The 26,993-nt window shown below is 66.4% G+C and carries 28 protein-coding genes and 1 tRNA gene; 7 read left to right on the top strand and 22 right to left on the bottom strand.

The features are described 5' to 3' along the window. Position 1 precedes the first annotated feature (1 nt). The 6 genes from Q7I88_RS12570 to Q7I88_RS12595 form a co-directional block, all read right to left on the bottom strand. Positions 2–1,294, bottom strand: a complete 1,293-nt coding sequence (locus Q7I88_RS12570; protein WP_305096262.1) for a UDP-N-acetylglucosamine 1-carboxyvinyltransferase — start codon at positions 1,292–1,294, stop codon at positions 2–4. A gap of 31 nt (positions 1,295–1,325) precedes the next feature. Then, positions 1,326–1,934: a GTP cyclohydrolase I FolE gene (gene folE / locus Q7I88_RS12575; protein ID WP_305096263.1), complete on the bottom strand. Its 609-nt coding sequence runs from the start codon at positions 1,932–1,934 to the stop codon at positions 1,326–1,328. Continuing rightward, a complete protein-coding gene (locus tag Q7I88_RS12580) occupies positions 1,931–3,487 on the bottom strand; it encodes a phospholipase D-like domain-containing protein (RefSeq protein WP_369426056.1) in 1,557 nt (518 codons plus the stop codon). Before Q7I88_RS12580 ends, folE begins: the two co-directional genes overlap by 4 nt. Before the next feature lie 17 nt (positions 3,488–3,504). Continuing rightward, a complete protein-coding gene (locus Q7I88_RS12585; protein WP_305096264.1) occupies positions 3,505–3,672 on the bottom strand; it encodes a hypothetical protein in 168 nt (55 codons plus the stop codon). Positions 3,673–3,792: 120 nt separating this feature from the next. Further along, positions 3,793–3,869 (bottom strand) — tRNA-Arg (locus Q7I88_RS12590). A gap of 46 nt (positions 3,870–3,915) precedes the next feature. Next, complete coding sequence (locus Q7I88_RS12595; protein WP_305096265.1) at positions 3,916–4,308, bottom strand: (deoxy)nucleoside triphosphate pyrophosphohydrolase; 393 nt, start codon at positions 4,306–4,308, stop codon at positions 3,916–3,918. A 98-nt stretch (positions 4,309–4,406) separates the two neighbouring features. On the opposite strand from Q7I88_RS12595, the gene Q7I88_RS12600 reads away from it, so the two are divergent. Both Q7I88_RS12600 and Q7I88_RS12605 read left to right on the top strand, forming a co-directional pair. Continuing rightward, positions 4,407–4,598 carry a Flp family type IVb pilin gene (locus Q7I88_RS12600; RefSeq protein ID WP_305096266.1) on the top strand — a complete coding sequence of 64 codons (192 nt, stop codon included), beginning with the start codon at positions 4,407–4,409 and terminating at the stop codon, positions 4,596–4,598. A 135-nt stretch (positions 4,599–4,733) separates the two neighbouring features. Continuing rightward, on the top strand, positions 4,734–4,904 hold the full coding sequence (locus tag Q7I88_RS12605) for a Flp family type IVb pilin (RefSeq protein ID WP_305096267.1): 171 nt from the start codon (positions 4,734–4,736) through the stop codon (positions 4,902–4,904). Positions 4,905–4,980: 76 nt separating this feature from the next. Here the strand turns inward: Q7I88_RS12605 and Q7I88_RS12610 are convergent, their stop codons facing one another. The 5 genes from Q7I88_RS12610 to Q7I88_RS12630 form a co-directional block, all read right to left on the bottom strand. Beyond that, positions 4,981–6,468 (bottom strand): M48 family metalloprotease, encoded by a 1,488-nt coding sequence (locus tag Q7I88_RS12610; RefSeq protein ID WP_305096268.1) that lies wholly within the window; start codon positions 6,466–6,468, stop codon positions 4,981–4,983. 92 nt (positions 6,469–6,560) lie between these two features. Continuing rightward, positions 6,561–7,541 carry an acetyl-CoA carboxylase carboxyltransferase subunit alpha gene (locus Q7I88_RS12615; protein ID WP_305098608.1) on the bottom strand — a complete coding sequence of 327 codons (981 nt, stop codon included), beginning with the start codon at positions 7,539–7,541 and terminating at the stop codon, positions 6,561–6,563. A 10-nt stretch (positions 7,542–7,551) separates the two neighbouring features. Next, a complete protein-coding gene (locus Q7I88_RS12620) occupies positions 7,552–8,430 on the bottom strand; it encodes a tyrosine recombinase (protein ID WP_439648391.1) in 879 nt (292 codons plus the stop codon). A 2-nt stretch (positions 8,431–8,432) separates the two neighbouring features. Beyond that, positions 8,433–10,277 carry a hypothetical protein gene (locus Q7I88_RS12625; RefSeq protein WP_305096270.1) on the bottom strand — a complete coding sequence of 615 codons (1,845 nt, stop codon included), beginning with the start codon at positions 10,275–10,277 and terminating at the stop codon, positions 8,433–8,435. Beyond that, a complete protein-coding gene (locus Q7I88_RS12630; protein ID WP_305096271.1) occupies positions 10,274–10,408 on the bottom strand; it encodes a hypothetical protein in 135 nt (44 codons plus the stop codon). The genes Q7I88_RS12625 and Q7I88_RS12630 overlap by 4 nt, the downstream gene beginning before the upstream one ends. A 47-nt stretch (positions 10,409–10,455) precedes the next feature. Between Q7I88_RS12630 and Q7I88_RS12635 the strand changes: the two genes are divergently transcribed. The 3 genes from Q7I88_RS12635 to Q7I88_RS12645 all read left to right on the top strand — a co-directional run bounded on the left by Q7I88_RS12635 (position 10,456) and on the right by Q7I88_RS12645 (position 13,946). After that, entirely contained in the window at positions 10,456–11,025 is a 570-nt protein-coding gene (locus Q7I88_RS12635; protein ID WP_305096272.1) for a shikimate kinase, read from the top strand. Continuing rightward, positions 11,016–12,125, top strand: a complete 1,110-nt coding sequence (gene aroB, locus Q7I88_RS12640; RefSeq protein WP_305096273.1) for a 3-dehydroquinate synthase — start codon at positions 11,016–11,018, stop codon at positions 12,123–12,125. The genes Q7I88_RS12635 and aroB overlap by 10 nt, the downstream gene beginning before the upstream one ends. A gap of 414 nt (positions 12,126–12,539) precedes the next feature. Then, a complete protein-coding gene (locus Q7I88_RS12645) occupies positions 12,540–13,946 on the top strand; it encodes a peptide MFS transporter (RefSeq protein ID WP_305096274.1) in 1,407 nt (468 codons plus the stop codon). Here Q7I88_RS12645 and Q7I88_RS12650 read toward each other — a convergent pair. The 10 genes from Q7I88_RS12650 to Q7I88_RS12695 form a co-directional block, all read right to left on the bottom strand. After that, positions 13,943–14,467: a DUF421 domain-containing protein gene (locus tag Q7I88_RS12650; protein WP_305096275.1), complete on the bottom strand. Its 525-nt coding sequence runs from the start codon at positions 14,465–14,467 to the stop codon at positions 13,943–13,945. The genes Q7I88_RS12645 and Q7I88_RS12650 overlap by 4 nt on opposite strands. Before the next feature lie 24 nt (positions 14,468–14,491). Beyond that, a complete protein-coding gene (locus tag Q7I88_RS12655) occupies positions 14,492–14,956 on the bottom strand; it encodes a DUF488 domain-containing protein (RefSeq protein ID WP_305096276.1) in 465 nt (154 codons plus the stop codon). Positions 14,957–15,107: 151 nt separating this feature from the next. Next, entirely contained in the window at positions 15,108–15,368 is a 261-nt protein-coding gene (locus tag Q7I88_RS12660; protein ID WP_305096277.1) for a hypothetical protein, read from the bottom strand. An 8-nt stretch (positions 15,369–15,376) separates the two neighbouring features. Further along, positions 15,377–16,909 carry an acyl-CoA carboxylase subunit beta gene (locus Q7I88_RS12665; protein ID WP_305096278.1) on the bottom strand — a complete coding sequence of 511 codons (1,533 nt, stop codon included), beginning with the start codon at positions 16,907–16,909 and terminating at the stop codon, positions 15,377–15,379. A 79-nt stretch (positions 16,910–16,988) separates the two neighbouring features. Then, positions 16,989–18,044: a cytochrome c oxidase assembly protein gene (locus tag Q7I88_RS12670; protein ID WP_305096279.1), complete on the bottom strand. Its 1,056-nt coding sequence runs from the start codon at positions 18,042–18,044 to the stop codon at positions 16,989–16,991. A gap of 52 nt (positions 18,045–18,096) precedes the next feature. Then, positions 18,097–19,116, bottom strand: coding sequence for an NAD-dependent epimerase/dehydratase family protein (locus Q7I88_RS12675; protein WP_305096280.1), 1,020 nt, complete (start codon positions 19,114–19,116; stop codon positions 18,097–18,099). Positions 19,117–19,152: 36 nt separating this feature from the next. Next, the gene (gorA, locus tag Q7I88_RS12680) at positions 19,153–20,499 is read right to left on the bottom strand and encodes a glutathione-disulfide reductase (RefSeq protein ID WP_305096281.1); all 1,347 of its coding nucleotides are present in this window, start codon (positions 20,497–20,499) and stop codon (positions 19,153–19,155) included. Between the two features lie 55 nt (positions 20,500–20,554). Then, positions 20,555–21,016, bottom strand: a complete 462-nt coding sequence (locus tag Q7I88_RS12685) for a hypothetical protein (RefSeq protein ID WP_305096282.1) — start codon at positions 21,014–21,016, stop codon at positions 20,555–20,557. A 4-nt stretch (positions 21,017–21,020) separates the two neighbouring features. Further along, positions 21,021–21,236 (bottom strand): helix-turn-helix transcriptional regulator, encoded by a 216-nt coding sequence (locus tag Q7I88_RS12690; RefSeq protein WP_305096283.1) that lies wholly within the window; start codon positions 21,234–21,236, stop codon positions 21,021–21,023. Positions 21,237–21,330: 94 nt separating this feature from the next. Next, entirely contained in the window at positions 21,331–22,689 is a 1,359-nt protein-coding gene (locus Q7I88_RS12695) for a DEAD/DEAH box helicase (RefSeq protein WP_305096284.1), read from the bottom strand. Positions 22,690–23,058: 369 nt separating this feature from the next. Between Q7I88_RS12695 and Q7I88_RS12700 the strand changes: the two genes are divergently transcribed. Together Q7I88_RS12700 and Q7I88_RS12705 are read left to right on the top strand one after the other, a co-directional pair. Beyond that, positions 23,059–24,279: an MFS transporter gene (locus Q7I88_RS12700; protein WP_305096285.1), complete on the top strand. Its 1,221-nt coding sequence runs from the start codon at positions 23,059–23,061 to the stop codon at positions 24,277–24,279. A 152-nt stretch (positions 24,280–24,431) separates the two neighbouring features. After that, positions 24,432–25,340 carry an OmpA family protein gene (locus Q7I88_RS12705; RefSeq protein ID WP_305096286.1) on the top strand — a complete coding sequence of 303 codons (909 nt, stop codon included), beginning with the start codon at positions 24,432–24,434 and terminating at the stop codon, positions 25,338–25,340. A gap of 114 nt (positions 25,341–25,454) precedes the next feature. Here the strand turns inward: Q7I88_RS12705 and pgi are convergent, their stop codons facing one another. Next, positions 25,455–26,969, bottom strand: a complete 1,515-nt coding sequence (gene pgi, locus Q7I88_RS12710; RefSeq protein WP_305096287.1) for a glucose-6-phosphate isomerase — start codon at positions 26,967–26,969, stop codon at positions 25,455–25,457. Positions 26,970–26,993: the final 24 nt, after the last annotated feature.

The raw sequence follows: 26,993 nt of genomic DNA on the forward strand, positions 1-26,993 counted from the left end.
CTCAGTCCATCCACTGCACGTCGGCGCCCAGCGCGACGAAGTTCTTCACGAAATCGGGGTGCGCGCGCTTGATCGGGTCGGCGTCGAGGATGGTCGATTCCCCCTCGATGCTGCTCGCCACCATCAGCAGGGCGATGGCCACGCGGATGATATACGGGCTCGTCACGGTGGCCGGGGCAAGCTTGTCGCCGCCGAAGGTGATCAGGCGGTGCGGGTCGCACAGCAGGGTGTGGGCGCCGAACAGACTGAGCTCGGTGTGCCAGGTCAGGCCGCCTTCGTAGACCTTGTTCCAGAACATCGTCTGGCCTTCGGCCTTTACGCCGAGCGCGATGAAGATCGGCAGCAGGTCGGCCGGAATGTAGGGCCAGGGCGCCGCCTCGACCTTGGTGATGAGGTGGCTGGTGAAGTTCTCCTTCACCTTGAGCGGGCCGGTGGCGCGCACACGCGACCAACCGCCCGCGTGCTCGACCTCGGCGCCGAACTTAGCAAAGGTCTGATCGATCAGCCCGAAGTGTTCGGGGCAGCCGTTGCGCACGGCGATGTCGCCCCCGGTCACCGCCGACAGCGCGAGGAAGGTGGCGATCTCGTGGAAGTCGTCGTTGAACGTGTAATCGGCGCCGCCGAGGCTCTTGCCGCCTTCGACGCTGACCATCGAGGTGCCCTTGCCCTTGAGCTTCGCGCCGCACAGTTCGAGAAAATCGCACATTTCCTGTACGTGCGGTTCGCACGCGGCGTTGACGATCTGGCTGGTGCCCGGGACGGTCAGCGCGCAGAGAATGAAGTTCTCGGTCGTCGTGACCGATGCATATTCGAGCCACATTCGCGTGGCCTCGCCCTTGCCCGTGCCCGTGAAGACGATCTCGCTGCTGTCCTGCCGAACCTCGGCCCCGAAGGCGCGGAACACCGCGACGTGCGGGTCGATCTCGCGCGCGCCGAGCGTGCAGCCCTTGACCGCGTGCTCCAGCCGCACGGTGCCAAGGCGCGTGATCAGGCCGGGGATCATCATGATCGAGGCACGCATCGCCTGTGGCAGCCGCGCCCCGCTCCCCGGGACAATGGTGGAATGATCGATCCGCAGAACCTTGCCTGCCTTGTCCCATTCGACGCTCGAACCGATTTCGCCGAAGAAATCGACGATGCGCAGCACGTCGGTGATCTCTGGCACGTTGCGCAAGGTGACCGGCGCCTCGCTCAGCAGCGTGGCGCAAAGCACGGGAAGCACGGCGTTCTTGTTGGCGGAAGGTTCGATCCGTCCGGTCAGCTTCCGGCCGCCGCGAACCAGCAATGAACTCATTTGGGCAAACCCCCGAAGACCACGTAATCCATCAATAGCCCATCAGCTTGAGCACTTCCTCGCGGCTGCGATGGTCGCTGCGAAACAGGCCCATGACCTGGCTGGTGACCATCGAGACGCCGGGCGTGCGAACGCCGCGTGCGGTCATGCAGGCATGGCTGGCATCGATCACCACCGCAACGCCGCGCGGTTCGAGATTGTCCCAGATGCACTGCGCCACCTCGGCAGTGAGGCGTTCCTGGATCTGCAACCGCCGGGCGAAGCCGTGCAGGACGCGGGCCAGCTTGGAAATGCCGACGACGCGATTTGTCGGCAGATAGGCGATCGCCGCCTTGCCGATGATCGGCGCCATGTGGTGTTCGCAGTGGCTCTGGAACGGAATATCCTTGAGCAGCACGATCTCGTCGTAGCCGCCGACCTCCTCGAACACCCGGCTGAGGTGGATGGCCGGATCCTCGGTGTAACCGAGGCAGTATTCCTTCCACGCGCGGGCGACACGCTTGGGGGTATCGAGCAGGCCTTCGCGCGCAGGATCGTCGCCAGCCCAGCGGATCAGGGTGCGGATCGCCTCTTGCACCTCGTCGGGCACGTCGGGCTTGCCGCGCGGGTCGTCTTCGTCCGGTCCAACAAGGCTACTCATCGTCTTGTCACTCTGCTGCGCAGGCGCCTGCGCGCCATCGCCCGGCTCATTAGGCCCCGGCGGCGAAAAAGGCCACGTCTCCTCGCAGTCAGCAATTCGAACATTTCCTCCGGGGTTTCCGGATCGAGCAGTTCGCTGTCGGCCAGTTCCTTTTCGATGTCGCTCATCTGCTCGAGATGCAGCTTGCGCAGGCTGCGCGGACGGTCGACGCCGAGCGCCTCGATCATCGCGGCCATTGATCCGTGCTTCTCGAGCAGGGCGCCGACGTCGCCCTCCTCGATGGCCAGATGTTCGGCCAGCAACGAATGGCGCAGCGCGCGAATCGTCTCACCACAATGTCCGTTGGCGGGGCGCTCGCAATCGATGAACACGTCGCACTCGCTGTCGAGACCCATCGAGCGGTTGTTGAAATTGGCCGATCCGATCCGCAGCAAGGTGTCGTCGACGATCATCAGCTTCGCATGGCAGTAGATCGGCGTTTCCCCGGTATAGGGGATGTAGAAATGGAGCCGTCCGCGCGTGTCCAGTTCCTGAAGGGCGCGGACCAGCCGGTGACGGGCCATGCCCATCGCCTTTTCCTCGATATAGCCCTCTGCGTCCTTGGGATGGACGATCACCACCTCCGGGGGATCGTCTGCTGCAAGCCGCTGCCCGATCGCCTCGGACACTATTCGTGAGGCGAAATACTGGCTTTCCGCGTAGATGAACTTCTTCGCCTTGCCGATCTGGCTGGCAAACAATGCCGAAATCTCGTGCACGCCCGGGTCGTCGTCATGCTTCGCGCGGGTGCGGGCGATGCCGATCTCCACGTCGGTGAACTGGGCGTCCAGCGCCTCCGGCCATGCGCTGCGGCCATCGCAATCGGCCGGCCCGAGCGGGTCGCCGCCAGCCCTACGCCAGCGATCGCGCCCCAGTTCGCCCAGCGCAGCCGCCACCTCGCCTTCGAGCATCATCGTCGCATCGTGCCAGGGCCCGTAGCGTTTGCCACGCGGCGTGCGCCTTCCGGGCTCCTCTTCGCGATGCTCGCGCGTGTCCCAGCGTTCCGAGGTCATGTCGATGCCGCCGCACACCGCGACCTTGTCGTCGATCACGACGATTTTCTGGTGGTGGCTGCAGCCGAGCGGATGATTGGTGTCGAACTTGAAATCGATCCGGCGGTGCGGCCACCAGCGCGCGAGATCGACCAACATCGTCCCCCGGCTGAAGAATTTGAGGAAGCCCAGACTCCACTTGAGGATGCGAATTTCCAGGTCCGCCCGGTGGCGCCCGAGCCACAGAATGAAGCTGCCGAGCCGCGTGGGATGGCTCCGGTTCCAGGCTCGCTGCCACCAGCGGCGCCCCCTGCCCAGGTGAATGCGGGTATCGAAATCCCAGCCGATGAGCAAAATGCGGCGCTGCGCCTTGAGCATCGCCTGCTGCATGAGCTCGAAATAGTCCGCCGCATCTATGATCACGCTGGCCCGGGCGGCCTTCGCATAGCGCCACACACCCGGTTCGACGGAGCTGTCGTCGAACTCGCCGGTGTCATCGGTGCTGCTGTTGTGTCTGTCCAATCGACGAGTGCCGCAGTCTATTCCTTGAGCTCTTCCACCTTCTCGGGCGGCACCGCGGCGCCGGCCTTTGCGGCGCGCTTACGCCGATCGAAGACGCTCCGCATGAAGTCGGGGCCTTGCCCAGTCAACACCTTCTCGTAGTTGGTTGGCCTGAGATGAGCGAAGACGTCGGCGGGGCGGATCATGAATGCTGCTGTTCGATTTGTGCAAGCAACAGGATCCGGGCGTGCGGGTTCCACGGCGCCTTACGCGCAGCGAAAAGGTCGCCCGGGCGCAGGACAGGACAGGAAGTGAACTGGGGAAATTGGCGCGCCCGGAAGGATTCGAACCTCCGACCGCCTGATTCGTAGTCAGGAACTCTATCCAGCTGAGCTACGGGCGCGCTTGAGGGGCGCCACATAGGGGGGCCTCCTGCGAATGGCAATCCCCTAACCGGCATATGCTTCCAGCAGATGGCGATCCATCGGCGCGAGCGGGAGGAGCTTCGCCTCGCCCGGGGCGTACCAACCGAATAGCTGTCCCTCCAGACCTGCTGGAACTCCGCGCCAGAGCGAACAGGCGTAGAGTTGCAGTGCGACCCCGGGGTGCCCCGCGCGCGCCGCTTCCTCGGCACTGCCGACCAGTCTCATGCCTGCGGGATCGAGCGTGAGCGCCAATTCCTCGGCAATCTCGCGGACCAGCGCGAGCGGGGGATCTTCACCCGGCTCCACCTTGCCCCCGGGGAATTCCCAGAGGCCCGCGTGGCGCTTGCCCGCGCGGCGTTGCTGCAGCAGCAGGCGGCCCGGCCGATCGCAAATCGCTGCGGCCACGACGGTCAGCAATGTCGGGTTTCTTTCCACGTAAACCTTTCGGGCGAACGAATTGTTAATGACGTTATGCGAGTTCCCTCGGTTGGCACTCAGATCGGGGGATCGAAGCCATGAAGTACGTACACATCCTTTGCCGGCTTGCCCGCGACGAACGCGGCGCCACGGCAGTCGAATACGGCATGATCCTGGCGGGGGTCTTCCTTGTCATGGTCGGTGCGCTCAGCGCGATGGGCGACCAGCAGAAGGGAACATTCAATTCCATGGCAAGTGCCGCATCCAGCGCCATGGCGGGCAGTGTCTGAGCCGCCCGACAGGGTAACGATCGGGTAAATCGGTGCATTAGGATTTTCTCAACTTCTGCCCGGTAATTCTCAAGTTGCTTGATCCGTTGACAGGGGGTTGAGCCGGGTATCGAAGACTAGACCAGGAGACTGACCATGAAGTTTTTCAAGAACCTGCTTCGTGATGAAGCTGGCGCCACCGCCATCGAATACGGCCTGATTGCCGCCCTCATCGCCGTTGCCGCGATCACCGCGATGAACGGCCTTGGCAAGCAGCTGTCGTCGACCTTCACCCAGGTCACGACCACGATGAGCGGCGCCGTCTAAGAAACGCGCAGCCAATCGGCTAAAGGAAGGGGCGGCTGGGAAACCAGCCGCCCTTTTCGCGTCTGCGACGCACGGGCTACTGCCCGCGCACGACGATTTTGTATTTCTGCCCAGGCACAACCTGAGCATTTCCGAACAACCCGTTGAGAACGCGAAAGCGCTGCTCCTGGGCGTTGGCGAAGGCCATTCTTCGCGAAAGCGTCGCGACGGTGTCGCCGCTGCCTGCGGTAATCACATCGATCCTGCGCGGCACCACTGCGCTCGCCTCGGCGGAACTGATTCGCCGCATCGACTGGAACATGGGGTTGAACACCCCGGCCTGGCCCGCGGGGGCGATGGCGGCGAAGTGAAACGCCTGATTGTTTCCGAACTCGTAGGCATAGACGACCACGTCGACGTTCTGCGAGCCGTTGTTGACCCGAGCCTGGCCCACGGCCGCGGGGATCCCGTTGACGGTCGTGTTCTGGATCGACTGGGGCACCAGCGTCTGCTGGTCACCGCCGAGAGCCTGGAAGACGTTGGCGACGTAGGACTGCAGATTCCCGTTGAAGGGCGCGGAGGAGAATTGCGCCTGTCCGGTGCCGCCGCCGATCGTCACCGCGCTGGTCCCGTTCATCATGTAATATCCCTGTGGCACGGAGAACGTGAGCCGGTATTCGGGATGGATGAAGGTGTTGCCCTCGATGACTCCCTGCTTGGGATCGTCGCCGTAGGTCAGACCGTCGATCCGGGCCAGGAAGGTGTCGCGGTTCGTCACTCCGCCGACTCCGGCGGCCTGCGCCAACTGCAGCGCGTTCTGTACCCGGCCCGCGGGGTCGGGGTGGGTCGAGGCCCACTCCGGGATCGTCGCATCGCGGCCCTGCAGCTGGGCCTCGAGCGAGTTTTGCGCCGCCAGGCTCTGCAGGACGCTGGCCATGGCTCGCGGATCGTATCCGGCCCGCTTGAGGTAGGTCACGCCGAGCTGGTCGGCCTGCAGTTCCTGGTTGCGCGAATAGCTCAGGGTGGCCAGCTGAGGTGCGGTGCCGGCGATTTGCTGGCCGAGCTGGCCGAGAGCGCTGTTGCCGAGCACCGCGCCGGCGAGCACTTGCCCGAGCACGCCAAGCAGCGCGTTTTGCTGCGATTTCGCCTGGCGCTTGGCCGAATGCCGCGCCGCAACGTGGCCGACCTCATGCCCCATGACCGCGGCAAGCTCGGCTTCGTTGTTCATCAGGTCGACAAGCTGGCGGGTGATGTAGACATAGCCGCCGGGGATGGCGAAGGCATTGTCGACCGAGCTGTTGAGCAGCGTGACGGTAAACGCCGACTGGGCGTTTGCCAGGCCCGACTGGACCGCAATGTTCTTGCCGACCTGCTCGACGTATTGCGCCTGAGGGCCGGTTTCGGCACCGCCGTATTGGGAGAGAAACTGGGGGTGGTATTCGGCCCCTTGCGACGCCTCCTGCTGGGTGATCGGCGAACCGGCGGGAACGCTGCTGCCGGGCACCGTGGCGCACGCCGCCAGTGCCAGCGAGGCGGCTCCCGAAAGGGCTATCGCCCGAACCGGGCGGCGAATTTCTTTGGACATGAACGGCTCCTCACTTTGCGAGCGCGCGGCCTCGGTGGCGAGCCGCAGCGAATCGTTGCTCAGTGAACCGTCGGGATTTGGCGATGTTCCCGTCAGCCGCCCTGCCGGCGGTCGCGCCGCGAGCGCTTGTCGCCGATCGACAGGAAGCGGTCCTCACGCATCTTGCGCAGCGCCTTGGCGCTCTTGCCCGAGAGTTTCGCCAATTCGCTTTCGATGGCCTCGGCCAGCGCTGCGGCGACGACTGCGGGATTGCGGTGCGCCCCGCCGATCGGTTCGGGGACGATGCGATCGACCACGCCGAGCTCGACGAGGTCCTGCGCGGTAATCTTCATCGCCTCGGCCGCCTGCGGGGCCTTTTCGGCAGTGCGCCACAGGATCGATGCGCAGCCTTCGGGCGAGATCACCGAGTACACCGCGTGCTCGAGCATCAGCACGCGTTCGGCGCTGGCCAGCGCCACCGCTCCGCCCGAGCCGCCCTCGCCGACGATCGTCGCGACCATCGGCACAGGCAGCGCCAGGCACGCCTCCGTCGAGCGGGCGATCGCCTCGGCCTGGCCGCGCTCTTCGGCCTCGATGCCCGGAAAGGCCCCCGAAGTGTCGACCAGCGTCACCACCGGCAAGCCGAAGCGACCGGCCAGCTCCATCAGGCGGATCGCCTTGCGATAGCCCTCGGGCTTGCCCATGCCGAAGTTGTGGCGAATGCGGCTTTCGGTGTCGTGGCCCTTTTCGTGCCCGATCAGCACGACCTTGCGCCCGCCCTTGAGCGTGGCGAGCCCGCCGATGATCGCGCTGTCCTCGCCGAAATGGCGATCGCCGCCGAGCGGCATGAAATCCTCGAACATGAGGTCGAGCCAGTCCTTGAAGTGCGGGCGCGCGGGATGGCGCGCGACCTGCGTCTTCTGCCACGGCGTCAACGCCTTGTAGGTGCTTTCCAGCAGCTCGGCGCTCTTCTTCTCGAGCCGCCCGATCTCCGCGGAAATGTCGACGTCGTCACCTGCGGACGCGGCGCGCAGTTCGGCGATACGCGCCTCGAGGGCCGCCACGGGCTTCTCGAATTCGAGATAGGAAATCATCGTCGCGGCGCTAACCGCCCCGGCGGCGTTCGGCAAGGGGATGGCGCTCGTTGACCAGCGCGACGAGCCGCGCCGCATCGACGTGGGTGTAGATCTGCGTGGTGGCGATATCGGCGTGGCCGAGCAGCGTTTGGAGCACTCTCAAGTCGGCCCCGCCCTCGAGGAGATGGGTGGCGAAAGCGTGCCGCAGGACATGCGGGCTGACCTTGGCCGGATCGATCCCGGCGCGCCCCGCCAGCCCCTTGAGCAATTGGTACAGGCGGATTCGGGACAAGTGGTTGCCGCGCGAAGGGAAGAGAAACTTCGTGTTCGCCTCGCGCACCGCCAGCCAGCGTCCGAGCGCCTGCTTCGCGCGGCCCGAAACCGGCACCATGCGCTGCTGCCCCCCCTTGCCGACCACGGTCAGGAACGGCGCATCGCGCGGCACTGCGGCAAGCGGCAGCGAAACCAGCTCGGTCGCGCGCAGGCCGGAGCCGTAGAGCAATTCGAGCAGCGTCAGCAGCCGCACCGCGGGCGGATTTTCGCCTTCGGCCTCGCGCTCCGCGCGGGAGAACAACGCCTCGATCTCGGCGTGGCTGAGGATCTTGGGCAGCGGCCGGCGCGTCGCGGGGCGCGGCAGCGCCGGCGAGGGGTCGTCCTTGCGCAGTCCTTCGTCGACGAGGAATCCGTAAAACTGGCGCAGCGCCGAGGCTTTGCGCGCGACGCTTGCCGGGGCCAGCGTGCTCCAGGCATTGCCGAGGCCGGCCAGGGCAGCGCGATCCGCCCCGGCGAGGTCGCCGAGCAGCTCGTCGGCCGCTTCGAGGTCGCGGCGGTAGGCCGCCATGGTGTTGGCCGCTGCCCCCCGCTCGGCGGCGAGCATGGCGAGGAAGGCGTCGATCGCCTCGCTGATGGCTAGCCTCGCGCCACCGCTTCGGCGGCAATCATGCGGGCTTCGGCATTCAGCCCGACGCGGTCGAGCGCACGCACGATGTGAAACAGGTGCCGGGCAGTCATCTTGTCCCAGCCGTTGCCCTGCATGCCGAGCCCGGCGAGCAGCGCGACAAGCGCGGAATTTCCGTATTCGCCGGCCTTGTCGATCGCGTTGCTCCATTTCGTCTCGCGGTCGAGCGATACGCCGAGGCGGCCGGCTTCGGAGCGGACGTCGCCCTCGGCAAGACGCCCGAGTCCGGCGAGCCCGGCGACGAGGAAGCGCGACTTGCGCTGATCGACGCTCTGGTCGTTGTCGATGAATTCGTCGAGCGCGCCCGAACTCACGTTGCCCTCGCGGTTCGGCTGGGCGAGCGCGAGCAAGGCCCAGGCCTGGCTGCCCTCCTTGACCTGGCTGCCCCAGCGCATCGCGTTGCGGTCGAGCCCCGCCGTGAGCATCGAGGCGATGAACGGTGCGGGATCGGACAGCAGCGCCGTGTCGACCGGCAGGCGCGCCGCGGCATAAGCGGTCAGGACCTGGCGTCCGTACTGCCCTTCGCCGCCGCCCCAGATGGCTTCTATCGCCGCAGCCCGGTCGGCCGGGTCGGCCGCGACATAGGCCGAGCGCAGCGTGGCCGAGCGATCCTTCGCATCGCCGGCGACGTCGTCGTCGGCCCAGATCTGGCCGTAGAGGTCGACCATGGCCCGGGAGGACAGGATGCCGTCGCTGCCGGCGCGGTCGGCCGCAGCGGCGCGCTGATCGAGCGGAACGGCGGGGATCAGGACGTTGGCGCGCATCAGGCGGCCGCTCGCCTTGCTGCGCAGCGCTTCGGGAATCTCGATGCCGAGCGCCCGCGACAGCGACATCCGCCACGGCGTCAGTTCGTCGACCCCGTCCCATTCGATATTGACCGCGCGGCGCCCTTCGCCAGCGGCCCCGGCAAATCGCTGGGCCAGCAGCACGTCGATGCGCGGCGCGGTGCCCCGCGACAGCATCCGATCGAGATTGCGCTCTGCGGTGCGCGATTCGCCGCCGAAGGCATCGCAGATCGCGCGAACCATCTGCCATTCGGCATCCTCGCGCAGATCGCCCCTGAGTTCGGCCACCGGGCACATCCCGACGAGATCGCCGGTTTCGAGGTAGGCGTCGAGCGCGGCGCCGGCGAGCGCGGCATCGTAGTTGGCCGAATCGACGTCCTGCACCAGACGCCGCGCAACCGCGCCCTCGCCCATGCGATTGAGCAGCGCGGCGCGCAGCGCGGCAAATTCGACCGGGTCCATGTCGGCCGGGGCATTGAGTCGGCTGGCGAGCGCGCGGCGCAGCAGGATGTGGCCCCAACGCGAGACCAGCGGGCCCTTGGTGCCCGCGATCGCCGCGCGCACCAGCGAGGCCGGCTGCGCCTCGAGCGAACCAGGAGCGAAGCCGCCCTCCCCGGCGCCGAGAATGCCCACTTGCTCGAGCGCGCGGCGAGCCCCCGGGGGGATGTCGTACTTGGGCTTGAGGCCGAACAGTTCGTCGAGCTCGCCGCTGTCCATCTTCTCGAGCTCGGCGATGCTCGGCAAGTTCTTGGGAACCGTCGTCGGCATGAGATTGGGGTCGTTCGGCGCACCGGGAAGCGGCTGAACCACCGGACCGGCGCCGGGCGCCGGGGTCGGTGCCGCCCCGGCGGGAGCCTCGGGGCGCGGCGCCGCGCTGGGGCGCGGGGCCGGGGCCGGCGTGGGCGCGGGATTCTGGAAGATCGGGGGGAGCAGCGATTCGGGGCTTCCGGCAAGCGCCAGAGCCGGCGTCAGGGCAAGCGCGGCGCCGGCAAGCCAGGTCGTGCGCTTCACTGCCCCGCCCCCGGCAGTTCGACGGTCTGCTCGATCATGTGCGGCTCCTCGCGTCCACCGTCGATCCAGGCAAAAGCTATCACGGCCAGCACCAGCACCACGAGGGCGATCACGATCCTTTTGCGTCCCATTCGGCAATCCTTGCGCAGGCGTCTAGAGACAGTTAGCGCGTGCGGCAATGACCTTGGACACCCCCACCCTCAACGATGCGGAAATCCGCCAGCTCGCCATCCGGCTCGACCGGCCGGTCGTGCTGGTGGGCATGATGGGCGTGGGCAAGTCGACCGTCGGACGCAAGCTCGCCGCACTGCTCGACCTCCCGTTCGTCGATGCCGACGACGAGATTTCCGATGCGGCGCAGTTGTCGATCGAGGAAATCTTCGAGCGCTTTGGCGAAGCCTATTTCCGCGACGGCGAACGGCGCGTCATCGCCCGGCTGCTCGAAGGCGGCCCTTCGGTCATCGCCACCGGGGGCGGCGCTTTCGCCCAGGACGAAACCCGGGCCATGATCCTCGAGCGCGGTCTCGCCGTCTGGCTCGACAGCGACCTGTCCACGCTGGTCGACCGGACCAGCCGCAAGGACAATCGCCCGTTGCTCAAGGGCGGCGACCCGGCCAAGATACTGGCCGAGCTGAAGGAAAAGCGCGATCCGCACTACGCCCAGGCGCCCGTCCACGTGATCAGCGGCAAGGGACCGCATGGCGACACCGTTACCCGTATTCTGGGGGCCTTGGCCGCATGCCTGTGATCGGCGTTGCGCTCGCGGGGCGCGCGTACGAAGTGCGCGTGGGCGGCGGCCTGCTCGCCGATCTGCCGGCGCAGTGCGGCAAGCTGCTGCGCAAGCGCCGGGTGCCCATAATCACCGACGAAAACGTTGCCGAAAGCTGGCGCGGCGTCGTGCAGCAAAGCCTCGAATCCGCCGGCTTCGAACCCCAATGGCTGGTCCACGCGCCGGGCGAGGGTGCGAAGTCCTGGAGTGGTCTCGAGCGCACTCTTGACTGGCTGCTTGGCCAGGAAGTCGAGCGCGGCGACCACATCCTCGCGCTGGGCGGCGGGGTGATCGGCGATCTGACCGGGTTTGCCGCCGCAATCCTCAAGCGCGGCTGCGGCTTCATCCAGTTGCCGACCAGCCTGCTGGCGCAGGTCGACAGCTCGGTCGGCGGCAAGACCGCGATCAATGCCGCGGCGGGCAAGAACCTCGTCGGCGCGTTCCACCAGCCTGCGCTCGTGCTCGCCGACCTCGACACGCTCGCCACCCTGCCGGCGCGCGAACTGCGCTGCGGCTATGCCGAGGTCATCAAGTACGGGATTCTCGGCGATAGAACCTTCTTCGACTGGTGCGAGGCGGAAGGTGCCAAGGTCGTCGGCGGCGACCGCACGGCGCAGCAATATGCCGTGACCAAGAGCGTCGAGGCCAAGGCGCGGATCGTCGCCGAAGACGAGCGCGAGACCACGGGCAAGCGCGCCCTGCTCAACCTCGGCCACACCTTCGGCCATGCGCTCGAGGCCGAGACCGGCTTTTCCGACAAGCTGCTCCACGGCGAAGGCGTCGCGCTCGGGATGGTGCTCGCCGCGCGCTACTCGGCCCGCCGTGGGTATATCGGCGTCGATGACGCGGCCCGCATCACCGCGGCGATCGATGCCGCCGGACTGCCGAGCGAGATCGCGGCTCTGGGCCTGGCCGCCGACGGGCGCGCGCTCGCCGCGCACATGCTGCACGACAAGAAAATGGACGCAGGCACCCTGCCCTTCATTCTCCTGCGCGGCATCGGCGAGGCGTTCCTCGACAAGGAGGTCTCGCTCGGCGACGTCGCCGCGTTCCTCGACGAGGAACTGCAGGCGCACTGAGCGCCGCGGCGGATCGACGTTGGGCGGTCTCGCGCCGGCTCGCTGCTTGCCGCCGCTGGCCAGGTGGGGGCACGGCGCGAAAACGCTTTCCTACACGGCGCCGACCTGCCTAGTTTGCTGCCATGCGCCGCCTCGCCTCCCTGCACGCCCACGATCCGTCTCGGGGCCAGGCCTGCGCCATTCACGGAAATCTTTTCCCGAACCCTGTGGCTGTAACCCGAGAAGGCTGTGACGATTTCGAGATCAAGACTCTGGAAACACACCAGTTTTTCAGACTCTCGCCAGGGTTACTCCTGTCGCTTTAGTAACCCTGCCGCAGCGGCCCGCCGGCGGCTCGAGCGGCGAGATTTGCGCGAGACATGACGCCGTCTGCACGATAAGCGGTCGCAAACGAAACCATTGAGGATTGCCTGAATGTCCGTTGCCGAAGCCGAACCCGAGAACCTCGACGTGGTTACCGACCCCCACGACCGCGCCTTTCTCGGCCAGCCCAAGGGGCTCGGCTTCCTGGCCCTGGTCGAAGGCTGCGAGCGCTTCAGCTACTATTCGATGCAGACGCTGCTGGCGCTCTACATGGTCAATTACCTGCTCACGCCCGAGCAATTCGGCACCGTGGCGGGTCTCGGCTGGCTCCAGAACAACTGGTACGACGGCAAGCAAGGCCAGGTCCTCGCCTCGGCGATCTTCGGCGACTACACCGCGCTCGTCTACCTCACCCCGATCCTCGGCGGCATCGTCGCCGATAAATGGCTCGGCCGCCGGGGCGCGCTGGTCGCGGGCGGCTTGATCATGTCGCTCGGACACTTCCTGATGGCCATCCAGCCGGCCTTCCTCTTCGCCCTGCTGTGCCTGATCGTCGGCGTCGGGCTGTTCAAGGGCAACATCGCCAGCCAGGTCGGCGAGCTTTACGGGCCGAACGACAAGCGCCGGGCGATGGCCTTCCAGATCTTCTACATCGCCATCCAGCTCTCGGTCATCGCCGCCCCGCTCATTTCCGGCACGGCGGGTGAGAAGCTCGGCTGGCACTACGGCTTCGGCTGCGCCGGCGTGGTCATGGTCATCGGCCTTCTCGTCTACCTGCGCGCCCGGCCCTACCTGCCCGAAGACCAGCGCGACCGGCCAAAGACCGCCGAGAAGGTCAAGAGCTTCGAAAAGGGCGACGGCATGCGCATATTCGCGCTGATCCTGCTGGTCCCCGCGCTCGCCGTGACGCTGCTGCCCAACCAGGAAATGGGCAACGCCTACATGATCTGGGCCGACCAGCACTTCGATCTCACCTTTGCCGGCTTCCGCATGCCGACGACCTGGCTGATCTCCTACGATTCGATCGTCAGCTTCGGCACGCTGGTCGGCATCACCTGGTTCTGGAAGTGGCGCGCGGATCGCGGCAAGTGGGAGCCGGACGAACTCGGCAAGCTCATCATCGGCGCGGTGTTCAACATCGCCGGGGCGCTATGCCTCTACTTCGCCGCGCTGACCCAGGGCGACGGCAAGATCGGCCTGATTTGGCCGGCCATGTTCCACCTGCTCAACGACATCGGCTTCGGCCACGTGCTGCCGGTCAGCCTGGCGCTGGTCTCCAAGGTCTCGCCCCGCAGGATGCTCGCGACCTCGGTCGGCATCTACTACCTGTCGTTCTTCCTCGCCAACAAGATCGTCGGCGAGGTCGGCGGTTGGTATTCGACGATGTCGACCCCGCAGTTCTGGCTGGTCCACGTCGGGGCGGCCGTGGCCGGGCTGGTGTTCTTCGCCGCCTTCAAGCTGTTCGGCGGAACCCTGTTCGAAGGGAACGAGCACAACAAGGTCGCGGCTGCCGCCTAGCCTCGGGCGTCGCTCTCGCGCAGCAGCGGCGCGAGCGCGCTATGTTTGCTTGCCGGGACGCCCGCGATGACGCTGAAGCCGCCGTCGGTTTCGAGCACGACCGCGGCGATGTCCTCGATGTCGCCGTGACCCTGCTTGCGGATCGCTTCCTCGATTTCGGCATGCGTCACCCGTTCATGCCGCATCGCATCCTCTAGAAACGCCCCGTCCCGCAGCAATATCCGCGCCTCGGAGCGGATCAGCCTCTTGAACCACCCGAGCCGCAGCGAGAGCCAGGTGACCAGCGCCTGGAGCAACAGCAGACCGGCGAGCGCCGCCAGGCCGTCGGCCAGGCTGGTGTCCTTGAGCAGGATCATGCTGGCGAGAGTCGAGCCGAGCGCGACGGTGACCACGAAATCGAAGGCGTTGAGCTTGGACAGCGAACGCTTTCCCGCGACCCGCAACAGCACGATGACCGCGACGTAGGCGCTCGCTGCGGAGAGCAAAATTCGGACGATGTCGGACCAGGTATCGAACCACATGCCCGACTTACGCTTGGGAGGCCGTTAAGGTTTCGCCTCGCCGGGCAAGGCAGGCTCGAGGTCGACCCGCTCGAAGTCGGCGAACAGCTCGTCGAACAGCAAAGAGCGGTGGCATTTGTCGTAGTCGCGGCAGAAGCACAGCAGGCACACGCGCTTCTCCTCGGCCAACGCGCGCAGCTCGGCCATCGCCGCGAGCGCCTGCGGCAGTTCGAGCTGCCCCATGTAGCTGCGCCGCAGCCCCTCGCGGTCGCCCTTGCGCGCCGCCTCGCGCCCTTCCTTCGGCGTGCCGACGTCGCGGAAGTGGCGATATGCGATCCCCGCCTCCTCGACCGCGGCCTTGAGCGAGTTCTTGGAAAACCCCGGCCGCCGCGACAGCGGCAGGTAGCGCACGTCCGCCAACACCTCGACCCCCGCCTCCACCAGCGCTGCGACGAGCGCGGGCTGCGTGGCCTTTTCGTAACCGATGGTGAGGATGGTATGCTTGCTCACCCTACCCCAACGCCGTCATGCTGAACTCGTTTCAGCATCCATCTCGCCTCATCGACCGAACTGAGCAGGTGGAGAAATGGCCCCCTGAAACAAGTTCAGGGTGACGGATAGGAGATGAGGATCGCGACGGCGCAGATTGGGATGACCCGAGCTATATTGCTTTCCAAATCCATCCAAGAGCCACGGCAACTCCTAACAACACAAAGACCGTGCCTAACACCGCAAAAGTGCGCATGCCCACATTCAGCATCGTGAAGGTTCGGGAACTCTCGTAAAAGTCGATTCGAGTGCCCAATCCATTGTCGAGGTAGCCCTGAGCCTTCCAGCGAACTGGCGCCAGCCATGCCCATTTAGCGAGGGCACCCGCACCTATCGAGCAAAGAAGTGCGAAGAGTGCCCAGAACCATTCCATGCTTATCCTTATAACGGCAAGTTATCATGCTTCTTCCACGGGTTCTCCAACCTCTTCCCGCGCAGCTTCCTTAGCCCCAGCGCAATCCTCCGCCGCGTCGAGTGCGGATAGATCACCTCGTCGATGAAGCCCTTTGAGGCCGCCACGAAGGGGTTGGCGAAGCGGTCCTCGTATTCCTTCGTCTTCTCGGCGATCTTGTCGGGATCGTCGCGGTCCTGGCGGAAGATGATCTCGACCGCGCCCTTCGCGCCCATCACCGCGATCTCGGCGGTCGGCCAGGCGTAGTTGAGATCGCCGCGCAGGTGCTTGCTGGCCATGACGTCGTAGGCGCCGCCGTAGGCCTTGCGGGTGATCACGGTGATCTTGGGCACGGTCGCCTCGGCATAGGCGAACAGCAGCTTCGCGCCGTGCTTGATGATCCCGCCCAGCTCCTGCGCGGTGCCTGGCAGGAAGCCGGGCACGTCGACGAAGGTCACGATGGGAATGGAGAACGCATCGCAAAAGCGCACGAAACGCGCGGCCTTCTTGCTGGCGTTGATGTCGAGGCACCCGGCGAGGACCAGCGGCTGATTGGCGACCACGCCGACGGTGCGCCCCTCGACGCGGCCGAAGCCGCAGATGATGTTGGCGGCGTGGTTCGGGGCGATCTCGAAGAACGCGCCCTCGTCCACGGTCTTCCGCACCAGTTCGTGCATGTCGTAGGGCTGATTGGCGCTCGCCGGCACCAGCGTGTCGAGACTGTTCTCTATGCGGTCCCACGGGTCCTCGGTCGGCAGCTCGGGCACGCCCGAGCGGTTGTCGCTCGGCAGCAGGGTGAAGAACTCGCGCGCGGCGAGCAGCGCCTCGATGTCGTTCTCGAACGCGCAGTCGGCGACGCCGGTCCGGGTCGAATGGGTGACCGCCCCGCCCAGCTCTTCCTGCGTCACCACCTCGTTGGTGACGGTCTTCACCACCTCGGGCCCGGTGACGAACATGTAGCTCGAATCCTTCACCATGAAGATGAAGTCGGTCATCGCCGGCGAATAGACCGCCCCGCCTGCGCACGGCCCCATGATCAGGCTGATCTGCGGCACCACGCCGGAGGCCAGGACGTTGCGCTGGAACACTTCGGCATAGCCGCCGAGGCTGGCGACCCCTTCCTGGATGCGCGCACCGCCGCTGTCGTTGAGACCGATCACCGGCGCGCCGACCTTCAGCGCCATGTCCATGATCTTGCAGATCTTCTGCGCGTGGCGTTCGGAGAGGCTGCCGCCGAACACGGTGAAGTCCTGCGAATAGACGAACACCAGCCGGCCGTTGATCGTGCCGCTGCCGGTGACCACGCCGTCGCCCGGGATGACCTGCTCGGCCATGCCGAAGTCGACGGCGTTGTGCTCGACGTACATGTCGAGTTCCTCGAAGCTGCCTTCGTCGAGCAGCACCTCGAGCCGCTCGCGCGCGGTCAGCTTGCCCTTGGCGTGCTGCGCGGCGATGCGCTTTTCGCCCCCGCCTATCCGCGCGGCGGCGCGGCGACGTTCGAGTTCTGCGATGTTGGCGGACAAGGCGATCCCCTTGATATCTCGGTTTGGTTGCAGCGGTAACCTTGCCCGGGAGCCGGAGCAAGGCCTCGCACGCATGCGCTCAGCCGGGAATCTTGCCGGCGATGCCGTAATCGCGCGCGCCGCCGGGCGGATGGTCGATCAGGCTCACGACCGAGACCGCCAGCACCAGGATAAGCAGCGCCGTCACCGCAAGGCCGAGCGCCAGCGCGGAATTGCTCTTCGCCCGCGCCCCGGCGAGCTCGCGCCCGCTGCGCATGCGGCGCTCGGTGAAGCGGGTCTCCTCGCTGCTCCAGCTGTAGACCACCCAGATCGCCGAGAGCGCGAACATCATCGTCCCGGGAATCCACATGATGATCCCCCCGGTCTGTTCGTCGGTCAGTTCGGAGACGTGCCACATGTGGCCGAGTTCGAGGTAGGCCGAATAGAGCGACACGTCCTTGAGCGTGAGAAAGGCGCCGAGCACGATGTTCCCGAGGGCTGCGGCGAGGAACATCCCGAGCCGGGTCCCCAGCGCCGGTCCCTGCGGCGCCGCGCGGCGGTCGAAGATGACCGAGAAGAACACCAAGCCGGTCAGCAGCAGCGAGACGTGCCACAGATAGTGGATCGGTTCGTCGAGTATGGCCATGTCGTGGAAGCGCGGCAGCATCCAGAAGTAGCTCGCGGCGAGGAACAGCACGGTTGCCAGCGGCGGCCAGCGCAGCACGCCGACCAGTCCGCGCAACCAGCCGCTGCCGGCGAAGAACCGGGTCAGCCAGCGCGGGCTACCGCGGACCATCGCCGCCTGCGGGGCCGACAGGAACAGCAGCATCGGCGCGACCGTGCGCAGCAACATGTGCTCGACCTGGTGAACCGCGAAGATATGATCGGCGAGCCCCTCGACCGGCGAGATCAGCGCCACGAACAGCGCGAGCAATCCGCCGAAAAAGGCGGCGATGCGCCAGCGCCTTTCGACGAGGCCGTGACGGCTGCCGCGCCAGTAGATCAGGCCCGCTATCACGAGGCCGAGGATGATCTCGGGCGAAAATTGCCAGAGGCTCCAGGCGCTCTGGCCTTCGTGGACTTCGTCGCCGTGCGCGAAGGCGGGGGCGGATGCGGCCAGCAGCCCGGCCGCGCAGAACCAGCGTTTGAAAGGCATGGCGCGCTTCTAGGCCCCTGCTCCCGCGATGCAACCCGGGGGATCGGCCGGGTTAGCGCTTCAGGAGATTGTGCGCCGCGAGGCTGCGGGCGGTATCTGCCAGCGTCTGTTCCGGATCGATGAAGGTGAAGCCGAGGACATCCTCGGTATGCCGGCCCGAAACCTCACGCACGTTGCGCAGCTCGCCGCGCACCTGCTTCATCGCCGGCACGACCAGCGCCAGTGTCTTGACCACCCAGTCCGGCATGCGCCTCGTCGGCACTCTGGCCGCCAGCTCGGGCGTCCGACTGCACAAAATCGCGGCGAATTCGGACAGCCAAAGAAAGCGCGTTGCGGTCGGGAAGCGTTCGCCCCGCACCTTCTCCGCCGGCGCTTCGATCGCGAGGATATGCGCCCGGGCGACGTCGCGCACGTCGGTCACCGACATGCCCATGTCGGGGATCGCGGGGAAGCGCCCGTCCAGCATCATCTTCACCACTTGCACCGAAGTCGACAGGTCGTCGTCGTGCACGGGGCCGAACACCGCAACGGGGTTGATCGAGCAGAAAACCATGTCGTGCGCGTGCACCGCCACCCAGTCGCGCGCGGCGCGCTCGGCGACGGTCTTCGATTCGATATAAGGCGGCACCCCGGTGGTAAGGTTGGTCCAGTCGGTATAGTCGAAGTGGTGCCTGCCCGGCTGCCCATAGGCGATCGCCGCAGCCGAACTGGTTTGAATGAAGCGCTTGATTCCGGCCTGTTTGGCGTGGTGCAGCACGCGCAGCGTTCCATCGCGCGCCGGGACGATGAGTTCGTCCTTATCCCGAGGGACGCCCAGCGGAAACGGCGAGGCGACGTGCGCCACCGCATCGCACCCGGCACTGGCCTCGGCCCAGCCGGCATCCCCGAGCAAATCGGTTTCGAACACCTGCAACCGCTGCCCGGCGTCGGGCCAGCCCGCGCGCAGTCGGAACTCATGCTTCGCCTTGTCACGGACGGTGGTGTGGACCCGGTAGCCCTGGGCGAGAAGCTGGTCGATCAGTTCGCCGGCAATGTAGCCCGTACCGCCGGTTACAAGCACGCGTCCTGGCATGTGCGACTCTTCTGCGTCCCCGCGCTATTTGCGGTCCTACCTCAAGAGAACCAGTTCCTCCGCCATCGACGGGTGGATCGCCACGGTATCATCGAAGGCCTGCTTGGTCAGGCCCGCCTTCACCGCGACCGCGGCGGCTTGAAGGATCTCGGCCGATTCGGGCCCGACCATATGGATACCCAGGATCTTGCCCGAGGTATCGTCGCAGATCATCTTGTAGAGGCCGCGCTCCGGATGAGGTGAGAAGATGTTCTTCATCGGCCGGAAATCGGACGAATAGACCTTCACCGGGCCATAGGTTCTGCGCGCCTCGCTCTCGGTAAGACCGACGCCGGCCAGCGGCGGCTGGCTGAACACCGCGCTGGGGATCGCGTCGTAGTTCACCGTGCGCGGGTTCCCGCCGAACACGCTGTCGGCAAATGCGTGCCCCTCGCGGATCGCCACGGGGGTGAGCTGTACGCGGTCGGTAACGTCGCCCACGGCGTAGATGCTCTCGCAGTTGGTGCGGCTGTATTCGTTCACCTTGATGGCGCCGTGCTTGCCCAGTTCAACCCCGGCGCTTTCCAGCCCGAGCCCTTCGGTGTTGGGCGTTCGGCCGATGGCGATGAGCACCTGGTCGACCTCGACCGGATTGGTCTCGCCGATATGGACCCGCAAGCATCCGTCGCCGGCCTTCTCGACCTTGTCGAGCAGGCAGTGCATGCGGAAATCGATGCCGCGGCCCATGGCGATGTGCAGCATGCGTTCGACGATCTGTTCGTCGTAGCCGCGCAGGATGCGGTCGGTGCGGTTGACCACCGTCACCTCGCTGCCGAGCGCCTGGAAGATGCCCGCGAACTCGAGCGCGATGTACCCGCCGCCGACGACCATCAGGCGCTTGGGCTGCTCGCCCAGAAGGAACATTTCGTTCGAGGTGATGCAATGCTCGACGCCGGGAAAGTCGGGCATCGCCGGACGCGCTCCGGTGGCGACGAGGATGACCTTGGCGGTAAGCTCCCGGCCGCTGGCGAGCTTGACGCTGTGCGGGCCCGTGATGGTCGCCCGCTCGCGAAACACCTCGACCTCGTGGTTTTCGAGCGTCTTGCCATAAAGTCCCTCGAGCCGATCGACATCGGCGTTGACGAAATCGCGCAGAGTTGGCCAGTCGAAGCTCTTGCCCTCGATGGTCCAGCCGAAGTTGTGGGCATGCTCGAGTTCCTCGGCGAACATCGAGCCGTAGACGAGCATCTTCTTGGGCACGCAGCCGCGGATCACGCAGGTACCGCCTACACGGTACTCCTCGGCCACCGCGACCTTCGCGCCGTGGCTGGCGGCGACGCGGCTCGCGCGCACCCCGCCCGATCCGGCGCCGATTGTGAAAAGGTCGTAGTCGTAGTCGGCCATGGGTTACTCCTGCTGCCGCGCGATATGGCGAGCGGCAGGGCGAAGGGCAACCGGGTCAGTCGTCCTCGGCTTCCAGTTCGGCCGCGTAGGGCGGCGTGAGCCACGCGGCGGTGAAGATCGAGACGCCGATCCACCCGGCGATGATTCCGGAGGTGAGCAGCCGCCAATCTTCTTTCGACGAAGGAACCCACGTCCGATGTTCGGGCGCCGCTAGTTCGTTGAAGAACGCGGCGGACAGGATGATCAGTAGCACCAGGTGTGCGCCCGTGCTCAAAGCCTTGATCTGCAGCCCCTGTTCGCGTTCGTCCCAGCCGCCCTCCGGCTTGCGCAGGGGGCTGAACAGGCTGAGCATCAAGCCCATGAACATAGCAAAGCCCGCAAGGTCGGAGCCGTCGTCGCCGCCGTTCCTGATCTGCAGCGCGAAAGCGATCACTGTCACCGCCATCAGTCCGCCCGAGAGAAGCATGACGAGCCGCGGTGCGAGCAGGCGGCTGCGTCCATGGGCATTGCGAAACATCGTACTATCCCCCTCCCGTCTGCAACGTCTGCGAAAGCGAGGGGAATGGTTCGAACGAGAACATCATTTCGACGGGCACGCCGAACACTTCGGCAATGCCCATCGCCAGCTCGAGGCTGGGCTTGTAATCTCCGCGTTCGAGGAAACCGATCGTCTGCGGATTGACCTCGACGCGGTCGGCCAGCTCTCGCCGGCTCATCCCCGCCTCGGCCCGAAACATCGCGATTCGGTTATGTATTACCCTCGACATCTTTGCCGAAGTAATCGATTCGTTATGTTAACACAACGACCGATTGCAACATCGCAGAAACCTTTCAGCGCCCGGCGCGGCGCCGGTTGCGGCCGCGCGATGGGCGCCCGCCTTGCCCCTGGCTCTCGGCGCCTTCGCGGCGCGGCTGGCCGGCGCGGCTCGGGTGCTTCTTCTTGGGCCGCGCGTTGCCGCCCTCGCCGCCCCGCGGGGTGACCTTGGGACGGGCCAGGCGCGGCTTCTGTTCGCGCTTGGTCGGGCCAACACCTTCGACGACGGCACGGAAGTTGTCCGGCAGCGGCAGGCGCTCGAAATTGGCGTCGGTCAGCTTCTGGATGTCCTTGAGGTAGGCGCGTTCGTCCTCGGCGCAGAAGGCGATGGCGATGCCGTCGGCCCCGGCACGCGCGGTGCGACCGATACGGTGGACGTACTGTTCGGGAACGTTGGGCAGTTCGTAGTTGATCACGTGGCTGACGCCGGGAATGTCGATCCCGCGCGCGGCGACGTCGGTCGCCACCAGGATCGGCACCTTGGCGCTGCGGAACTCGCCGAGCGCGCGCTCGCGCTGCGGCTGGCTCTTGTTGCCGTGGATCGCGTTGGCCGGGATGCCCCGCTGGGCGAGCTTCTTCACAACGCGGTCGGCGCCGTGCTTGGTCCGGGTGAAGATCAGCACGCGCTCGAACTTGCCGGGCACCGGGTGGCGCTCGGACAGGATCAGTTCGATCAGCGCCTGCTTCTCGTCCTGCTGGACCATGATCAGGTACTGGTCGACCCGCTCGGCGGTGGTCGCTGCCGGGGTGACCGAAACGAACACCGGATCCTTGCAGTACTGGTTTGCCAGATCCTTGATCGACTTGGGCATGGTGGCGCTGAAGAACAGCGTCTGCCGTTCCTTCGGGACCAGCTGGCTGATGCGCTTGAGCGCGTGGATGAAGCCGAGGTCGAGCATCTGGTCCGCCTCGTCGAGGACGAGGATTTCGACCCCGTCGAGCTTGAAAGCCTTCTGGTCGATCAGGTCGAGCAGGCGCCCCGGGGTGGCGACGAGGATGTCGGTCCCGTGGTGCAGCTTGTTGCGGTCCTTGCCCACGGAAGTGCCGCCGACGATCGACTGCACCTTGAGCCCGGCCAGCGCGCCGTATTCCTTGGCCGACTGGGCGATCTGCCCGGCCAGCTCACGCGTCGGTGCCAGCACCAGCATGCGGCACGACTTGAACGGCGTGCGGCCTTCGCGCTTGCGCAGGTTGTCGATGCTCGGGAGCATGAACGCTGCGGTCTTGCCGGTGCCGGTCTGGGCGATGCCCATCAGGTCGCGCCCTTCGAGCACGGCGGGAATGGCCTGAGCCTGGATCGGCGTCGGCGTGTTGTAGCCCTTCATGTCGAGGGCCTGGAGAACGGGCTGCGAAAGCCCGAGTGTTTCGAATGTCATGATGTGATTCAAACTCGCATAATATGCGGTGCGCGGGACCGATTCCGGGCGGAATCGTCGCGCAGCGCGGGTGTCAAAACGACCCGCGTGAAAAGGGAAGTCTCTTGGGAAATCGCCGAATCGCGGCCTAGGCGGATTTTGTCTGTTCCGCCGCATCACGCTGGCAAGCGCGTTCGGTTCGGGGGCGCATGTGGTCGCGCTGCAGGCAAAAGTCAAAGGAAATCGCCGAGTCGCTCGGCGCTTGCCACCGCCGCGGCGCATCGCGCAACGCGCCGATGGCCCGGCTGACAACGCTTTCTCGAGTTGACTGGGCGAGCGCGAGGACTACCGCCGGCGCATGCCGCTGCTGCTGCCCTTCGCCCGCTTCGGATGACGCGTTCGACGACGTTCGGCCCGCTGGCGCACCGCATGTTCGCGCTGTTGATGGCGGGCGTGCTGCTGACCAACCTCGGCAATTCGGTGCAGGCGGTGGGCGCCTCGTGGCAGCTGACCGCGATGGGCGAACCGGCCGATATCGTCGCCCTGGTGCAGACCGCGCTCAACCTGCCGATCCTGCTGCTGGCGCTGCCCGCCGGGGCCTGGGCCGACATGCACGACCGGCGCCGCGTGGTGCTCGGCGCACAGGGCTTCATGCTGGCGCTGTCGCTCCTCCTTGCCGCTCTAGCGCTGAGCGGCGCGGCGCCGGCCTGGGCGATCGTCGCGCTGACCGCGTTCCTCGCCTGCGGCATCGCCACCTTCAGCCCGGCGATGGGAGCGAGCATTCGCGGCACCGTGCCCAAGGCGGAACTGGCGGCGGCGGTGGCGCTCAACATCCTGATCTTCAACACCGCGCGCGCGGCCGGCCCGGCGCTCGGCGGGGCGATCGTCGCTGCCGGCGGCGCGGGCACGGCCTTCGTGGTCAATGCCGCGTGCTACGCGCTGGCGATCGCTCTCTATCTGCGCTGGAAGCCCGAACCGCAGCCACCGCGTGAGCCCCGCCCGCTCACGGCGATGGTCGCGGAGGGATTGCGCCACGCCTTCGCCAGCAAGCCAATCCGGGCGATCTTCGTGCGCGCCTTCGCCTTCACCGCGAGCGGGGCCGCGGCCTGGGCGCTGATGCCGCTGGTCGCCGCGCGACTGCTCGACGCGGGACCTTCGACTTACGGCCTGCTGCTCGGCGCGCTCGGCCTCGGCGCGGTGATCGGCGCGGCCAGCGCGACCACGATTCGCCAGCGTTTCGGCGCCGAGACGATCACCCGCGGGGCAGGCGTACTCTACGGCCTTGCCATCGTTGCAGTCTCGCTGCGGCCCGGGCTCGCCGCCACGCTCGCGCTGCTGGTCATCGGCGGCGCCGGCTGGGTCCAGGCCCTGTCGGGCTTCTCGGTCGCGGCACAGCTCTGGGCCCCGCAGGACGTGGTCGGCCGGGTCGTGGCCCTGGCGAGCGCGGTGACATTCGGCGGGCTGGCGACCGGATCGTGGCTCTGGGGGCATTACGCCGAGAGCGTTGGCGTTGCAGGAGCGCTGCTCGCCTCGGGCGCGGCAATGGTCGCACTGCCGCTGCTAGGGCTGCTGGTGCCGATGCCCGATCACCGCCCTCCCGCGGATGCCTAGCGCCGCTTTGCATGTGCAGCGGCGCTCCGCTCGCCGCACACATCGCTCGCGTGACCCGCAATCGCACCGGCGCAATCGAAATGGTTAATTTGCCAGCAAGGTTAACGCGAACACGCGAAGCGCGAATGTTCTCGTTGGAAAGGGTATGAGGAATGGATGTCACGTCGACAAAGTCGGGAATTGTCTCGCTGGTTGCGATTCTCGCCATGGCCGCGCCGGGCGGTCTCGCGGCGCAGGAGCTTGACGCAGACCAGGGCGAGGTCCTGACCACCGTTACCGGGACGGCGCCGTCCGACCTCACCGGGATGACCGAAGGGCCCGAAATCGAAGGCACGATAACCGCGCGCAGCGGCGACAAGCTGCAGGTCACAAGCGCGGATGGCGCCAGCACGGCGATCAATCTGAGCGAGGCGACCGACATCCGCGCCAGCAAGGGCCTGTTCGGTCTCGGCCGCGAAAAGCTCACGGCAGATTCGCTGCTCAACGGCCTGCCGGTGAGCGTCAAGACGGTGCAATGGGGCAACGGCCTGGTCGCGAGCAAGATCAAGTTCAAGGACGACGATCTCGAAACCGCAGCGATGATCCGCAACGGAACCGCCCAGCGTTTCGGCGAGCACGATGTGGCGATCCAGCAGAACGCCGCGGCGACCGAGGCGCTTCGCGGGCGGCTGGGCGATATCGACCAGTACAACGTCAAAGGTGTGACCAACGTCTATTTCGACACCGGCAAGGCGCGGCTCTCGCCAAAGGCCAAGGCCGACCTGTGCGCCACCGCGGCCGACGCCGATGCAATGGAGAATGCGCTGATGCTGGTGGTCGGCTACACCGATTCGGTCGGCAGCCAGGAATACAACCAGGTGCTTAGCGAAAAGCGCGCCGGCGGCGTGGTTAACTACCTGCAGCAGGCCTGCGGCTGGAAGCCTTACCGCATGCTGACCCCGACCGGCATGGCCGAGGCCGACCCGCTGGCCGACAATTCGACCGCTGCCGGCAAGGCGCAGAACCGGCGCGTCTCGGTAAATATCCTGGTCAGCAAGAGCGTCGACGGCCTCGGCGGCTGAGGGGCGCGGCCCTTCGACAGGCTCAGGGCGAACGGGGTTCTTTGGCGAGATCCCCGCGTCCGTTCGTGCTGAGCTTGTCGAAGCAGGTGCGCGAACGCAGCCGCACGCGCAGTCTCACCCCAGTCCGGCCTTCTCCAGCAGCGCCGTGGTGCTGGGATCGAACTGCGCACCGCCGGACTCGATCCTCTTCGCGATCGCCTTGCCCAGCTCGACGCCGAATTGGTCGAACGGGTTGATGCCCATCAGCACGGCATTGGCGAAGGTGCGGTGTTCGTGGAAGGCGATCAGCGCGCCCAGCGTGGCGGCGTCGATATCGTCGCACAGGATTGTCGCGCTGGGTCGATTGCCCGGATAGGCGCGCGCGGCGTCGTCGCTCGCCTGTCCGGCCATCAGCGCCGCGCCCTGCGCGAAGCAGTTCATCAGCAGAATACGGTGATGCGCGGCGTCGAGACTGTCGCCCGGGGCGATGCTGGCGATGAAATCGACCGGCACCAGGTGCGTGCCCTGGTGAAGCAGCTGGAACACCGCGTGCTGCGCGTCGGTGCCCACCCCGCCCCAGGTGATCGGCGCAGTCGGTCCGTCGACCGGGTCGCCCGCGGCGGTAACCGACTTGCCGTTGGATTCCATCTCGAGCTGCTGGAGATAGCTGGGAAACAGCCGCAACCGCTCGTCGTACGCGAAGACGCCGCGCGTTTCGGCCTTGCGCAGCCGGGCATAGGTGAGGTCGGCGAAGGCGGCGCGCAGGCACAAGTTGGCGCGTCCGTTGCTGTCGCGGAAATGCTCGTCGACCTTCGCTGCGCCCTCGAGAAAGCTTTCGAACTCCTCCCAGCCGATCGCCATGGCGATGGGGAAGCCGATGCTCGACCACAGCGAATAGCGGCCCCCGACGCTTTCCGCGAAGGGCAGGATACGCGTCTCGTCGACGCCCCATTCGACTGCCTTTTCGGGGTTGGCGGTCAGCGCTATGACCCGGCCCGAGGGATCGGCGACGCCGTTCTGCTCGAGCCAGGAGAGCGCGCTGGCAGCATTGGTCATCGTCTCGATGGTGGTGAACGTCTTGCTGGCCACGGCCAGCAGGGTGGTTTCGGGATCGCAGGCTTTGAACGCCGCTTCAAGCGCTTGACCGTCGATGTTCGAAACCACATGAACATCGCAGAGTGGGAAGTCGCGCGCCAGCGCGTCGACCGCCAGCGCCGGGCCGAGCGCCGAGCCGCCGATGCCGACGTGGATCAAGTGTTTGACGTCTCCCATGGCGCCGTCATGGATTGCCCGAACCAGCGCCTCCATGCGGTCGCGCAGGACCAGCGCTTCTTCAACGCTTTCGGCCTTGCCGACGCCGCGCAGCGCGCTGTGCTCGGCGGCGCGGCCTTCGGTGGAGTTGACCACTTCCCCGGCGAACAGCCGCTCGCGCATCGCCGCGAAACCGGCCGCCTCGGCCAGGGCTTCGAACCCGTCGAGCAACTTGTCGTCGAGATGCGTCTTCGACCAGTCGAACAGCACCCCGGTCTCGCCCAGCTCGATCCGTCCGGAAAGCTTGTTCACGCGCTGCGGATCTTCAGCGAAAAGCTCGGTCAGCGTCGGCTCCGGCAAAAGGGCGAGGTCATGCCAGGCATCGGCTCTGGTCGGCATCGAAGTCCTTTCCTACAGGCAAGC

This window comes from Croceibacterium aestuarii, from assembly GCF_030657335.1.
Lineage (GTDB): Bacteria > Pseudomonadota > Alphaproteobacteria > Sphingomonadales > Sphingomonadaceae > Croceibacterium_B > Croceibacterium_B aestuarii.

What these genes read in the sequence shown, in the direction of transcription:
- Q7I88_RS12570 (WP_305096262.1), bottom strand. Translation starts at nt 1,294, where the DNA reads ATGAGTTCATTGCTGGTTCGCGGCGGCCGGAAGCTGACCGGACGGATC.
- folE (WP_305096263.1), bottom strand. Translation starts at nt 1,934, where the DNA reads ATGAGTAGCCTTGTTGGACCGGACGAAGACGACCCGCGCGGCAAGCCC.
- Q7I88_RS12585 (WP_305096264.1), bottom strand. Translation starts at nt 3,672, where the DNA reads ATGATCCGCCCCGCCGACGTCTTCGCTCATCTCAGGCCAACCAACTAC.
- Q7I88_RS12600 (WP_305096266.1), top strand. Translation starts at nt 4,407, where the DNA reads ATGAAGTACGTACACATCCTTTGCCGGCTTGCCCGCGACGAACGCGGC.
- Q7I88_RS12605 (WP_305096267.1), top strand. Translation starts at nt 4,734, where the DNA reads ATGAAGTTTTTCAAGAACCTGCTTCGTGATGAAGCTGGCGCCACCGCC.
- Q7I88_RS12610 (WP_305096268.1), bottom strand. Translation starts at nt 6,468, where the DNA reads ATGTCCAAAGAAATTCGCCGCCCGGTTCGGGCGATAGCCCTTTCGGGA.
- Q7I88_RS12615 (WP_305098608.1), bottom strand. Translation starts at nt 7,541, where the DNA reads ATGATTTCCTATCTCGAATTCGAGAAGCCCGTGGCGGCCCTCGAGGCG.
- Q7I88_RS12630 (WP_305096271.1), bottom strand. Translation starts at nt 10,408, where the DNA reads ATGGGACGCAAAAGGATCGTGATCGCCCTCGTGGTGCTGGTGCTGGCC.
- Q7I88_RS12635 (WP_305096272.1), top strand. Translation starts at nt 10,456, where the DNA reads ATGACCTTGGACACCCCCACCCTCAACGATGCGGAAATCCGCCAGCTC.
- aroB (WP_305096273.1), top strand. Translation starts at nt 11,016, where the DNA reads ATGCCTGTGATCGGCGTTGCGCTCGCGGGGCGCGCGTACGAAGTGCGC.
- Q7I88_RS12645 (WP_305096274.1), top strand. Translation starts at nt 12,540, where the DNA reads ATGTCCGTTGCCGAAGCCGAACCCGAGAACCTCGACGTGGTTACCGAC.
- Q7I88_RS12650 (WP_305096275.1), bottom strand. Translation starts at nt 14,467, where the DNA reads ATGTGGTTCGATACCTGGTCCGACATCGTCCGAATTTTGCTCTCCGCA.
- Q7I88_RS12660 (WP_305096277.1), bottom strand. Translation starts at nt 15,368, where the DNA reads ATGGAATGGTTCTGGGCACTCTTCGCACTTCTTTGCTCGATAGGTGCG.
- Q7I88_RS12670 (WP_305096279.1), bottom strand. Translation starts at nt 18,044, where the DNA reads ATGCCTTTCAAACGCTGGTTCTGCGCGGCCGGGCTGCTGGCCGCATCC.
- Q7I88_RS12675 (WP_305096280.1), bottom strand. Translation starts at nt 19,116, where the DNA reads ATGCCAGGACGCGTGCTTGTAACCGGCGGTACGGGCTACATTGCCGGC.
- gorA (WP_305096281.1), bottom strand. Translation starts at nt 20,499, where the DNA reads ATGGCCGACTACGACTACGACCTTTTCACAATCGGCGCCGGATCGGGC.
- Q7I88_RS12685 (WP_305096282.1), bottom strand. Translation starts at nt 21,016, where the DNA reads ATGTTTCGCAATGCCCATGGACGCAGCCGCCTGCTCGCACCGCGGCTC.
- Q7I88_RS12690 (WP_305096283.1), bottom strand. Translation starts at nt 21,236, where the DNA reads ATGTTTCGGGCCGAGGCGGGGATGAGCCGGCGAGAGCTGGCCGACCGC.
- Q7I88_RS12695 (WP_305096284.1), bottom strand. Translation starts at nt 22,689, where the DNA reads ATGACATTCGAAACACTCGGGCTTTCGCAGCCCGTTCTCCAGGCCCTC.
- Q7I88_RS12700 (WP_305096285.1), top strand. Translation starts at nt 23,059, where the DNA reads ATGACGCGTTCGACGACGTTCGGCCCGCTGGCGCACCGCATGTTCGCG.
- Q7I88_RS12705 (WP_305096286.1), top strand. Translation starts at nt 24,432, where the DNA reads ATGGATGTCACGTCGACAAAGTCGGGAATTGTCTCGCTGGTTGCGATT.
- pgi (WP_305096287.1), bottom strand. Translation starts at nt 26,969, where the DNA reads ATGCCGACCAGAGCCGATGCCTGGCATGACCTCGCCCTTTTGCCGGAG.